General features: G+C 29.2%; 10 protein-coding genes. 2 read left to right on the top strand and 8 right to left on the bottom strand.

The window, feature by feature from the left end; genetic code table 11:
* Positions 1 to 55: 55 nt before the first annotated feature.
* The gene (locus BMUR_RS06035) at positions 56 to 979 is read right to left on the bottom strand and encodes an RluA family pseudouridine synthase (RefSeq protein WP_013113713.1); all 924 of its coding nucleotides are present in this window, start codon (positions 977 to 979) and stop codon (positions 56 to 58) included.
* 17 nt (positions 980 to 996) lie between these two features.
* The gene (gene lspA / locus BMUR_RS06040) at positions 997 to 1,551 is read right to left on the bottom strand and encodes a signal peptidase II (protein WP_013113714.1); all 555 of its coding nucleotides are present in this window, start codon (positions 1,549 to 1,551) and stop codon (positions 997 to 999) included.
* A 255-nt stretch (positions 1,552 to 1,806) separates the two neighbouring features.
* Here lspA and rfaE1 point away from each other — a divergent pair, with 255 nt between their 5' ends.
* Both rfaE1 and BMUR_RS06050 read left to right on the top strand, forming a co-directional pair.
* A complete protein-coding gene (gene rfaE1 / locus BMUR_RS06045; protein WP_013113715.1) occupies positions 1,807 to 2,814 on the top strand; it encodes a D-glycero-beta-D-manno-heptose-7-phosphate kinase in 1,008 nt (335 codons plus the stop codon).
* Between the two features lie 38 nt (positions 2,815 to 2,852).
* Positions 2,853 to 3,986 (top strand): glycoside hydrolase family protein, encoded by a 1,134-nt coding sequence (locus BMUR_RS06050; protein WP_013113716.1) that lies wholly within the window; start codon positions 2,853 to 2,855, stop codon positions 3,984 to 3,986.
* 153 nt (positions 3,987 to 4,139) lie between these two features.
* Here BMUR_RS06050 and BMUR_RS06055 read toward each other — a convergent pair whose 3' ends face one another.
* From BMUR_RS06055 to BMUR_RS06080, 6 genes are all read right to left on the bottom strand, one after another.
* A complete protein-coding gene (locus tag BMUR_RS06055) occupies positions 4,140 to 5,534 on the bottom strand; it encodes an L-cystine transporter (RefSeq protein ID WP_013113717.1) in 1,395 nt (464 codons plus the stop codon).
* A gap of 343 nt (positions 5,535 to 5,877) precedes the next feature.
* Positions 5,878 to 7,053, bottom strand: a complete 1,176-nt coding sequence (locus BMUR_RS06060; RefSeq protein WP_013113718.1) for a dicarboxylate/amino acid:cation symporter — start codon at positions 7,051 to 7,053, stop codon at positions 5,878 to 5,880.
* A 99-nt stretch (positions 7,054 to 7,152) separates the two neighbouring features.
* Positions 7,153 to 8,256, bottom strand: a complete 1,104-nt coding sequence (locus BMUR_RS06065; RefSeq protein ID WP_013113719.1) for a M23 family metallopeptidase — start codon at positions 8,254 to 8,256, stop codon at positions 7,153 to 7,155.
* A 77-nt stretch (positions 8,257 to 8,333) separates the two neighbouring features.
* On the bottom strand, positions 8,334 to 9,371 hold the full coding sequence (ruvB, locus tag BMUR_RS06070; protein WP_013113720.1) for a Holliday junction branch migration DNA helicase RuvB: 1,038 nt from the start codon (positions 9,369 to 9,371) through the stop codon (positions 8,334 to 8,336).
* Between the two features lie 325 nt (positions 9,372 to 9,696).
* A complete protein-coding gene (locus BMUR_RS06075) occupies positions 9,697 to 11,082 on the bottom strand; it encodes an MATE family efflux transporter (protein WP_013113721.1) in 1,386 nt (461 codons plus the stop codon).
* Between the two features lie 818 nt (positions 11,083 to 11,900).
* Positions 11,901 to 13,562, bottom strand: coding sequence for an AMP-binding protein (locus tag BMUR_RS06080; RefSeq protein WP_013113722.1), 1,662 nt, complete (start codon positions 13,560 to 13,562; stop codon positions 11,901 to 11,903).
* Between the last annotated feature and the right edge of the window lie 34 nt (positions 13,563 to 13,596).

A 13,596-nucleotide genomic window follows, 5' to 3' on the forward strand; every position in this document is an offset into this window, starting at 1 on the left:
TTAGCAGGCATATATGACAAAAATTGACGTATCAACACATATTTCATTATATTTTTTATATGTTTTCGGAATATAAAAACTCATAAAAATAAGAAGGATAATCAATCTCAAATTCAAGAACTTCATTGGTGATAGGGTGAGTAAACTCTATTTTTTTAGCAACAAGCATAAGGGATTTATATTTGTTTGAGCTTTTCGAGTATATTTTGTCGCCTGCTACTGGAAAGTTTTTGTATGATGAATGCACTCTTATCTGATGAGTTCTTCCAGTTTTTAAATCTATTTCTATAAGCGTATGATTTTTAAATCTTTTTAATACCTTTATATGTGTAAGAGCTTTTTTACCATCTTCTCTTACGGTCATTTTTTTTCTGTATACCTGATGCCTTCCTATAGGCAGATTAATTTCTAAATAATTATCTTTAAGCACTCCTATAACTATAGCATGATATATTTTTTTTATTTTTCTATTTTTAAATTGCTCTTGAATACTTGATACAATATCAGCATTTTTCCCTATAATCATAATTCCGGAAGTATCTTTATCAAGCCTATGTATTATTCCAGCCCTGCTTTTATTGCCTATAAAATCAAAGTCTTTTATATTATAAAGCAAGGCATTAACCAAAGTTCCAGTAATTTCTGAAGCCGAACAATGCACACTCATTCCTGCAGGCTTATTTATTACAAGAAGGTATTTATCTTCATATATTATGTCTAAACTTATATTTTCAGCTTTAGGATTTTCTATGTCTATTTCTTTATCGCTGTTTTTTATATCAACTTCTATTTTATCATTTATTTTAAGAGCATATGAAAGTTTTTTTTCGATTCCGTTTACTTTGACAGAGTTTAAATAATTTTTTACTTGGCTTCTTGATATATTTAATTTTTCGCTTATAAATACATCGAGTCTTTTTTTGGCATCTGCTTCTTCAATTATAAAGTATTTATTATTATCAGATTTTTCTCTGTTCATAATTGATTATTTTATCTTTATTCATTATTTTTATCTTTGTTTTTATCAAAATCTTCTTTAAAGAAAAACACTCCTATAGCTATTATACATATTCCTATAGTAATAGAAGCATCGGCTATATTGTAATTATAAGGAAATCTTATAGTTTCATTAAAGCCCATACTAATAAAGTCAGTAACATATCCTCTCATAATTCTGTCTATCAAGTTGCCCATAGCTCCTCCAAGAACCATAGTAAAACCAATCATAGAGAGTTTCTGCTTTTTTACATTTATAGATATCATTATGAAAAATACTACAATCATAGCCAAAAATACAATAACTTTGAGCAGTTCTGGTATTATATGCTGTATAGATTCTGGTACGCTGTTAAGAAAACCGAATGATACGCCGTAATTTCTAGTGTATATAAATATTAATATATCACCTATTACTCTTTGTACCATTATTTCCTGAAGGTATTTATCTATAAAATATTTTGATACTGTATCTGCTATAAATATTAGCAAAGCTGCTAAAAAATATATTTTTTTTTGTTTTATCTCTTGTGCTATTTTTTTTAATTTTATCATACGGCTTTAACTCTTTTAATATATTTTATTTTTACTGCAATATATAACTTGAATATAATATAAAAAGTGATTTTTTCAAAATAATAAACAATAATAATTTATATCAGCAAAAATTACAAGTTTGATTTATATATAATATGCTCATATATTTTACAATTATTTTATATCATTATTCTAAACATTTGTTACTATTTACAATTTTTTTTATTTTATGTTATAATATAATGAAAAATATATTTTATTAATGATTTAAGTATGGATTTAAAAATTAAAGCTAAAAAGATTAAATACTCTAAAGTTCTTGTTATAGGCGATTTAATGCTCGATAAGTTTACATACGGAGATGTTATAAGAATATCTCCTGAAGCCCCAGTTCCAGTGCTGCATGTTAATCATGAAGAAAATTATTTGGGAGGTGCTGGAAATGTGGCTAGAAATATTGCAGCTTTAATAGGGGAAGATAATAATGACAGCATTTTTATGATAGGCGTAATAGGAAAAGATAATTCTGCTGATACTATTATAAAAAGTATGAATAAAGCAAATATATCTACCAAAGGCATAGTGGAAGATGATTCCAGAGATACTATAACAAAAACAAGAATAGTAGCAAATACTCAGCAGATAGTACGTATAGATAATGAAAGTACAGAGCCTTTTTCAGCCAACATAATGAAAAAAATAGAAAAAAACTTTACTGATAATGTAGATAATTATAATGCTGTAATAATAAGCGATTATGCTAAAGGTATTATTACAAATAAGCTTGCAAAAAAGATAATAGATACATGCAATAAAAAGAATAAGCCTGTATTGGTAGATCCTGCTATAAAGCATTTTTCATTTTATAAAAAAGCCACACTTATGACGCCTAATTTGAAAGAAGCTGTTGAAGGTATGGACAGTAAATTTCCTTTTTATGAGTTTAATCCTGAAGCTATAAATATACTAGGAAATGATATAATAAAAAAATTATCCCTCTCAAAACTGATGATAACTTTAGGGGCTAATGGTATGGCTTTATTTGATAAAGATATAAAAGCACCTAATAAAAAAACTCCATTTATAATACCTACAAAGGCAAAAAGCGTGTTTGATGTTTCTGGGGCTGGAGACACTGTTATATCTGTACTTGCTATGTGTTTATCGGTGGGATTATCTTTTAAGGAGTCTTCTGAAATAGCAAATGCTGCTGCTGGTGTTGTTGTAGGAAAAAGAGGAACTTCTACTTTAACATTAGATGAGCTTATGGAAGTACTATAATAAGTTTTTTATATAAAAATTGGAAATATTATTTTATTATGAAGAGAAAAATTATATTATTATTATTTATACTATCATTATTTATTGTTTCCTGTCTGCCTAAGCCTTTAATAGTGCCTGCTAAGGTTGTTACAGAGATTACTCTGGGTAAGGATATAGGCGTTTACAGCAATGAGTTTGTAAATTTGGACAGCCCCAAAATATATAAAGTTGATAATGAATATTATTTCGGAGATTTTTATACAGTTAAAGATGATACTGTTTATGCTTTAGATGTATCTAATTCAAGAATGGTTATAGCTTCTGGAAGCAATGTAAGGTATTTTCCTTTGGAGTATAATAATCTTGAAACTTCAAAAATATCTCTTATAGATTCTAATGCTAATATTTATATAACAGGCTACAATTTAAGATATGTAGGAGATATAGTAGTAAGCAATGTTATGATGAGTCTTCCATCTGAAAGTCCTACAACTGAGGGCGATGATGCTCCGCGTATAGAAACCTATACCGTTAAAGTAACTAATACTAATTATACTAAAGTAGGTTTTGTATCTTTAAATAAAATATCTTCAAATGGTAATACATTATACAGCATAGATACCGTTATTGATAACGAATACGAATCTTTAGTCAAACTAATAACATTAACCAATCATAAATTTGCTCTTCTTAAAAGAGATAAAGATAAAGTTCCATTGCTAGATATATATGATATGAATACCGGAAAGATGGAAAAAAGATTTTCGCTTAAAGATGTTGAATACACTGATAAGGCAGCTATGTCTTACCGAGAAATAGTAGACTGCGTATATGTACCGGATAAAGAAGTTATAGCAATTCTTACTATGAATATCGCAGAAGGTAAGCATCAGGAGGATATTATATACACATCAAAGCTGGATAATTTTAATCTTAAAGAAACATATAAAATACCAAACAGAGATAACTCTCTTGCAGTAGGTATATCAAGTACTGGAAGAGTTACATATACAGGTATGGATAATGGAATGTATTTCTTTATACGTACTAATCCTTTTTTGTCGCAGAATTACAGCAAGGAATATTTAGGTACTGACGGATTTAATAAGTTACGCGGAATACATATGTTTGATGATTCTATTTACGGCTTTATGCTAGAAGACGGCATAATTAGATTTCAGAACTATTAATTATTATAATTATTTCAAAGCTAAATTAATTAGTATTAGCAATATTTTTATTGTTTTATTTTTTATAAAATTCTTAATTTAGATTATTAAACAAAGAAAAAAGCATTACCTAAAACAGATAATGCTTTTCTTAAATTTTGTATTTTATAATTTTTATATATTTTCTGATTCGCCTGAAGAGGTATTATTAGAATTAAATTTGTCCATATCCGCTTCTTTACATATTTTTCCAGTAACAGCAGCAGTAATCATACCATCATTAACATTAAGCATAGTTCTTCCCATATCGATAAGAGGCTCTATTCCCAAAAGTATAGCAACAAGCCCTACAGGAAAACCCAAAGCAGAAAGAGTTATCAAAGCAGCATTTGTAGCTCCTCCCCCCACTCCAGCAATACCGAAACTTCCTATAGCAATTATAACAACAGCTTTTATTAAAAATGATGGCTCAAGAGGATTAATACCTAAAGTAGGTGCTATCATAGCAGCAACCATAGCAGGGTAAATACCAGCACAGCCATTTTGCCCTATAGTAACAGCTAGGGAAGCAGAAAGATTTGAGACGCCTTCGGATATTCCCATTTTTTCCTTTAATGTAGAAACTGTTAAAGGAAGTGTTCCGGCACTTGTTCTTGATGAGAAAGCAAAAGCTAAAACTGTAAAAGCCTTAGAATAATATTTAATAGGATTATATCCAAATATAATAAGTATTATACTATGAACTATAAGCATTATTATAATAGCAACATAAGAAGCTAATAAAAATTGTCCTAATTGAGCAAATGCTTTTAAATCGCTTGCAGCCATAAATTTGGCCATAAGAGCAAGTACGCCGTAAGGAGTTAATTTCATAACAAATGCTACTATCTTCATCACAACATCATGCAAAGCCTGCATCATTTTTTGAAAAAATTCAAATACTTCTAGCTTTTTCTTTCTAAGTCCCAAAGCTGCAGAACCTACCAATGCCGCAAAAAATACAACAGAAAGTGTAGGAGATCCTCCCATACCAGCTAAAGCTGCAAAAGGATTTGTAGGTATTATTTCAAGTAATTGCTGAGGAACCGGTCTTGATGTGAATTGTTCTAATTTACCTTCATAATTAGAAGCTCCCTGAGATATATCGCCTACTATAGACTGAAGTTTTGAAGCATCAAGCCCAAAGCCTTTAGCTGTAAAAAATCCTACTAATGCTGATATAGCAGTTGTTACCATAAGAACAGCTATAATTATTAAAGTCATTTTTCCTACATTACTTCCGCCTTCTTTTATATTGATAATAGCCATAGTAATAGATACAAATATCAAAGGCATAACAAGCATTTGAAGCAGTCTTACATATCCGTTTCCTACAACATTATACCAAATAATTGTTTGATTAACTACTTCCATATCATAAACTTTTCTAAGTATAAAACCTAATATTAATCCAGCTGCCAAAGCTCCTAGTACTCTGTATGTGAAATTGACATGCTTTTTCTGCATTACATAAAGCACAGCAATTATAGCAAACAGCACAATGATATTAATTAAAACATAAAGTCCCATATATAATTACTTCCTTAAATAAATATTTTTTTAGAGCATATACTATAATATATATTTAAAAAAAATGATATATTTTTATCAGCAGTTTTATACACTTTCAATACAATAAATATTTATTGTCTCTATAAAAATATTAATTAAACTTTATTCATAATCTAATTAACCCGCCCGCCCGCCCCAAAAGTATTAAAAACGATAATTTTTTATTAAGTATAAAATTCTTTTTTAACAAAAAATATAAAATCACTAAATAATACCATAATATAGAAATTATAATGCATATGAAAAATCCCCGCCATTATAACATGACAGAGATTTTTATTATTTGTTTTTTAATTTCTATTTACTCATTCTTTTTAAATATTCCCTGAAGCATTAAAGCCAAAGCTCCGTCTCCTGTTACATTGCATGCAGTTCCGAAACTATCCTGCAAAGCAAATACCGCAAGTATCAAAGCTGTTCCATCATTATTAAAGCCCAAAACAGAAATAATTATACCCAAAGAAGCAACAACAGTTCCACCGGGTACACCGGGAGCACCTACAGCAAATATACCAAGAAGTATTACAAACAATATCATAGTTCCTACAGCAGGCAAATGACCGTATAATATTTTTGATATAGTCATAACAAAAAAAGTTTCTGTAAGCACAGAGCCGCATAAATGTATAGTTGAACCCATAGGTATAGCAAAGTTTACTATGTCTTTATCTAAAGCATCAGATTTATTTGCACATTTTAATGCCACTGGCAAAGTAGCAGCTGATGACATTGTACCTACTGCTGTAAGATATGCAGGTCCATAATGCTTGAATACTCTTGCAGGATTTTTTTTGGATATTATACCTGCTATAGAATATAATATAGTAAGCCATATAAAATGTCCTACTATAGCTATTAATATTACTATCAAAAATACAGGCACACTTTTTATAATAGTTCCTTCATATGCCAAAGTAGCAAAAGTACTTCCTATATAGAATGGAAGTATAGGAACTACAACTTTATTAACCAAAAATAACATTATATTATTAAGTTCATCTAATAAGTTCTCAAAATATTTTGACTTAGTTTTTACAACAGCAACACCTCCGCATATAGCCAAAAATAAAGCTGTGATTACTGGAAATACCGGATTGATATCTAATTTAAATATTATTTCAGGCAATTCTCTTAATCCCTCAACATTTGAAGGTATATTCAAATTAGGAATGATAATATATCCGGCAATAGTAGAAAATAAAGCAGCACCTACTGATGAAGTATAGGCAAGAGCAAGCATAACCCCAAGCATTTTATTAGCCTCACTTCCCATCCTGGTGATAGCAGGAGCAATAAATCCTAAAACTATCAAAGGCACCATAAATGATATTACCTGATTAAGCACATATTTAATAGACTGTATAACATTAATAATAGGAGCATTAGAATATGTACCTATTATAATGCCTATTACTATACCTATGAATAATTTAATTAAAAGATAGTCTTTTTTTGATTTTTGTTCTAACTCTTCCATAAAAAATATTTATCCTTGAATTTATTTTATAGTTATAGTATATGCAATTTGAAAGAGCTTTGCAAAAATATAATAATAATTTTATTAATTCTACAGAAATTAGAATCTGGCACTTAAATAAGGCATAGGGTTTTTATGGTCTCCGCCCACTCTTACCTCAAAATGACAGTGTATTCCAGTAGTACGGCCAGTATTTCCTATTAATGCTATTTTCTGACCGCGTTTAACTTTCTCGCCGTAATCTACTAACAATTTAGAATTATGCCCGTAAGCTGTCTGAAATCCATTAGCATGTGTAATAAGTACAAACCAGCCGTATCCGTTTCTCCAGCCTGAAAAAGTAACAGTACCATCAGCAACTGCTAATATAGGAGTTCCATAAGGACCTGCTATATCTACACCATAGTGATAGCTTTTCTCCTGATTAAAAGGAGAAAGTCTAGCTCCGAAACCGCTTGATATACGGCCGCCTCCTGCAACCGGCCAGCCTAATGGTATTTCTTTATGTATTCTAGGAGATACTTCCATAAATGCCAAAATATTTTTTTGATAGGCATCAACTTCTGTAAGCATTTTATTTATATTGGCAGATTCAGTATAATTAATATTATTGTTGTTATTAAATGCAGATGCATCATTATAATCTATTGCATAAGATATTGTTCTCATAATATTATTATAGTCGGATAATGCCTTTGAAAATCTAGTTAATGACTTTTTATAATCTTCTATAAGCGTATAAGTTTTAGCCTCTCTGGCAGAGAGAGTATTATAAAACTCTCTAGCCTGTTTCTGCTTATTATAGGCATCATATCCGGTATATACTAATGATAAAAAAACAAAAGTTAAAAACATTATCATGAAATTATTGATAGGAAGTCTTACAGCATGTTCCTCATCATCATAAAATATAAGTATGCTTCTTTCATGATTACCTTTTCTTTTTACTGCCTCTATAATTGAAGAAAAGAAATGCCTTATACCGTAAGTAGAATTATATATTTTTTGAAATAGTCTTTTACTTCTATTAAACTTTACTTTGGATTTAGGTGCTTTATATCTTGCCGTTTTTAATTTTACATTTTTTTTATAGCTTATATCAAAATGGGAAGTTTTATCATTTATAGAATCATTAGATGTAGTTTTGAAATTACTGACGAACTTATTTGCAAGTCCTTTCACATCTTTTGAAGTTTCTTCCAAATAGTATTTATCCAACTGAGCATTAGATTTTTTTTCTTTTATTGTATTATCATCTGCTATTAAAATAATACTCCTCCTTAAAAATCATCAAACAATCCCTTATCTAAATTATCGTCAAGTATTGATGAAAGATTTAAATATGAATAAGCCTTATTAGTTGCTACTCTTCCTTTAGGCGTTCTTTTTATAAATCCAGACTGTATCAAATAAGGCTCTATAACGTCCTCTATAGTTTCTATCTGCTCGGATAAAGAAACTGAAAGAGTATCAACTCCTACAGGTCCGCCGTTATAGTGTTTAATAATAGTATTTAAATAAAGTTTGTCAAGTGCCTCAAAACCATTTTTATCTATACCTAGTTTCTCTAAAGAATTACTGGCAAACTCTTCATCTATTTTTAAAACATCATGTACTGTAGCAAAGTCAAAAACACGCCTTAAAAGCCTATTAACTATTCTAGGTGTGCCTCTTGACCTTGAAGCTATTGAAAGAGCTGCAGAATCCGTTATATCTATATCCAAGAATTTGGAGCTTCTCTTTACTATATTTGCCAAATCTTCATTAGTGTAAAACTCAAGACGCTCTACTATTCCAAATCTGTCATAAAGAGGCGTACTTAATAAACCGCTTCTGGTTGTAGCTCCTATCAAAGTAAAATGAGGAAGTTTTACCCTAAAACTTTTGGCACTTGTACCTTCTCCAACTTTTATGTCTACAAAAAAATCCTCCATAGCAGAGTAAAGCACCTCTTCTACAACAGTTCTAAGACGGTGTATCTCATCTATAAAAAGTATATCCTTCTCGCCCAAAGTTGTAAGTATAGATGCCAAATCCCCCGGGCGTTCTATTATGGGGGCTGATGTAGCTTTGATACTGCTTCCCATTTCATTTGCTATTATTTGAGCAAGTGTTGTTTTCCCAAGCCCCGGAGGACCGTAAAATAATATATGATCCAAAGAAACATCTCTTTTTAAGGCACTCTTTATAAAAACTTTTAATTTCGATTTTATATTATTCTGACCCAAAAAATCATCAAAACCTTTGGGTCTTATAGAATTATTATCTTCCTTATCATAAGAAGTTTCTTCAGCATTAATTATACTTTCTTTATCCATAACCCTTTTACAATACAAAAATATAGCACTTATTATATACTAAAATCTATTAAATAACAAATTTATTTTATTTATGATTTTTAAAACTAATAAACTTATAAAAAACAATTTTTAATAAATATTTATCATTCTTTATTTATTATAATAGAAATTTCTTATATAAAAATATAAAGATAACTAAATATCAATTTTAGTAAACTTAAAAAGTGTTAATATATGCTTAAACAATATAGTTTGTCAAAAATAAATTGTTTAAATTTAAAATATAAAGTTCTTGCAATACATTTACAAAATATAATTATTTAGGTATAAACAAATAAAAATATTACAGTATTTTTTCTTCCTGCATCTTCTTTAATTTTTTTATTTCTCTGCTTACCAATATTACAGTTACTATCAAAGCAGCTCCGTCAGCAACAGGACCTGCATACATAACACCATCTATACCTAATATTCTAGGAAGTATTATAATAAGAGGAAGTAAAAATATTATCTGCCTTGTCATAGATATAAAAGCACCCTTAAATGCCTTACCCAAAGAAGTAAAGAATGTTCCAGTTACTGGCTGAATACCGTTGATAACCATTAATGCCATATATATACGCATATACTCTTCAGCAAAATGAAAATATAAATCGCTTCCGTCTCCGAATATTCCTACAATCTGTCTTGGAAATAATTGAAATAATAAAAAAGCTGTAAAAGCCATAATTGTAGTAATTGTTATAGTAAGCTTATATGTTTTTATAACTCTGTCATAATTTCTTGCCCCATAATTAAAACCTATTATAGGCTGGCTTCCCTGAGAAGTACCAATTATAAAAGCCATTACAAGCATATTAACCTTTGAAATAATACCGGCAACTGCCAAAGGTATATTGCCGCCGTATATAGAATTAGCACCGTAATAACTGAGTACATTATTCATTGTAATTTGTACTATCATCATTGCTAACTGATTAAAACCTGATGAGGAACCTAATGAAAATATTTTTAATATATTTTTAGGTTCAGCTAAAAAATTATCCCTCTCAAATTTTATGTGTTTGAATCTGAATAAATATCTGATAACTATAATAAAAGAAATAAACTGTCCTATGATAGTGGCAAGTGCAGCTCCAGACATACCCATATCAAATTTAAATATTAAAATGGGGTCTAATATCGTATTTATAACAGCACCCGCAAGTACAGACATCATAGAATACTGCGGACTTCCATCAGCTCTTATTATATGGCTCATCATTGTAGAAAATATAAAAGGGACAAATCCTAATGATGTTATATTTGTATATTCTACTGCATAAGGCAATACTTCTTGAGTAGAGCCGAACATTATCATAAAATTCTTATTAAAGACTTTAACTATTACTGTAAATACAAGTCCAAATATTAGAGCTGATACAATAGTATTTCCTATAATTTTGGCGGCCTTTTTATTATCACCTTGACCTAATAATATGCTGTAAAATGAAGAACTGCCAAATCCATGAAACAATGCTATGGACATACAAATAATAGTAAGAGGAAATGCTATATTAGTAGCGGCATTGCCATTAATACCTACGCCTCTTCCTATAAATATTTGGTCTACTATATTATAAAGAGAGCCTACAAGCATGGAAATAATACTTGGTGTGGCGTATTTAAATAAAAGTTTATATGGTTTCTCATAATAAAGCGGATTAGAAGTTACTGAATTATTATCCATAAAATTATCCCTATATACAATATTAATCTTTTAAGTATAATTTTATTTTATTATTTTTTCAAGCCATACATTTCAAACAATAAATTTTATTCTAAATCACGCCATTTTAGATTTAAAAGCTTTATTTTTTTATATTGGACTTAATCAAATCTATAAGTCTATATTTCTTAAAGTGCACCCGCCCAAAGTACGATTTAAATTTTCAGTTTACTCTACGCACGGAGCATGAAATATTTATATATAATACGAATTAGAATTAATAATAAATTTATATGTAAAAATGGATTAAACGTGCGTTGCAGAGCATTATAAATTTAAAAAGCACTTGGGTGGGCAGCTATAATAACAGTTAAAAATAAAAAAGATAAATCATTTAGAAATAACAGATAATATTAAAAAATTTAAAGGGTGGGGAATGTAAATATATTTTAAAAATTTATTTTAATCCCCGCCCTTTTAGATTTAAAAGTTTTATTTTTTTATATTGGACTTAATCAAATCTATAAGTCTATATTTCTTAAAGTGCACCCGCCCAAAGTACGATTTAAATTTTCAGTTTACTCTACGCACGGAGCATGAAATATTTATATATAATACGAATTAGAATTAATAATAAATTTATATGTAAAAATGGATTAAACGTGCGTTGCAGAGCATTATAAATTTAAAAAGCACTTGGGTGGGCAGCTATAATAACAGTTAAAAATAAAAAAGATAAATCATTTAGAAATAACAGATAATATTAAAAAATTTAAAGGGTGGGGAGTGAAAATAAATTTTTCAACTTTAATCCGCACCCTTGATAGTTTATATCATCATTATTTGTATAAAAATCTCTTTATTTTCTTTGTAGGATTTTTAATAAACTCCTCTTCTTGAATAGTAAAACCTGATATTCTTCCAAACTCTGGAAGAACTTTATTAACTTCTATTCTATTTTTCTCTATTAGTTTATTAATATCTTCATTACTTAAATTTTCGGCTTTAACTCTTTCATTATCCAAATATATAAGAGCATGAAGTTTGTTATCTCTTTGTACAACTAAAGATTCTGCTATATAAGGCATAGTATTTAACTTGCTTTCAATCTCTTCCGGATAAATATTCTGTCCGCTTGCCCCAAGAAGCATGTTCTTACTTCTTCCTCTTATAAATATTCTATTATTTTCACCAAGCACCCCCAAATCTCCAGTTCTAAGCCAGCCGTCTTTAGAAAGCACATCAGCAGTAGCCTTATAATTTTTATAATAACCAAGCATAACATTCTCGCCTCTTACCATTATCTCCCCTACTTCGCCTTCTTTTTCAGCATCGATTTTTACTTCAAGCGTGTCAATTATGCAGCCGCAGCTTCTAGCAACATGCTTATTCCAAGGTCCGTAGCTTATTAAAGGTCCGCATTCAGTCATTCCGTATCCTACTGTGAATTTAAAACCTATATCCATAAGAAACTTTTCTACATCAGCATTCAAGGCACTTCCCCCTATAATAAGCTCGTAAAAATTGCCTCCGAAAGCCTCTGTTAAATTATTTCTTATCTTAGATTTTAATAAAGATGATACTATCGGAAGTTTTAATAATTTTGATATTAAAGGTTTTTCTATAGTAGGAAGTATTTTTTTAAGATAAATTTTTTCTATAATAAGAGGTACCATAAGTATAAGATTAGGTTTAACCTCACTGAATGCTTTTAATAAAATATTAGGACTAGGTATAGCATTAAGCATATATATGCAAGCCCCTTTAGAAAAAGGAAACAAAAAGTCAAATAAACAGCCGAATACATGAGCAAGAGGAAGAAAAGAAAGGATATGATCATTTGCCTTTACTGGCATATTAGCTATGGCAAATCTTATATTAGCTGCAAGCGAATTATGATTAAGCATAACGCCTTTACTAAATCCAGTAGTTCCAGAAGTATATATTATAGTAGCTAAAGTATCATTTTCAAATATTGTAAGATTAAAAGTATCTTTAGTTAAATCATTTATCTCTATATCGTTAAAAATATTTTCTTTTTTATTATTTTTACTGTCTTCATTTTTTTGATTATCTGTATTTTTTTGAACAAAAGTATCAAAGTTTTCTAAATAAAAAGACTTGTTTATTAAAGATAACGTATTTTCATCAATGGCTTCTATTATACGCTTGTCTGCAAAAAGAAATTTAGAACCTGAATCTTTTATAATAGAAGCAATATCTTCTTTTGAAAAATCAACTAATATAGGCACAACAACTGCTCCATAGCTTACTATTGAAATATATGTTAAAGCCCAATGAACAGAATTAGCCCCGCATAAAGCTATCTTTTCACCTTTGTGAATATCAAGTTTTTTGAATGCTGTATGTATTTTTAATATGTTTTTAGCAACATCAGAGTATTTTAATATATTATCTGTACCGTAATCAGCTAATGCATTTATATCCCAATTTTCTTTAATGGTATTTAGAATATAATCACTTAATCTTTCTTTAATCATGTTTTTCTCCTAGTATTTATCATATATATTATAG

This window comes from Brachyspira murdochii DSM 12563, from assembly GCF_000092845.1.
GTDB classification, from domain to species: domain Bacteria; phylum Spirochaetota; class Brachyspiria; order Brachyspirales; family Brachyspiraceae; genus Brachyspira; species Brachyspira murdochii.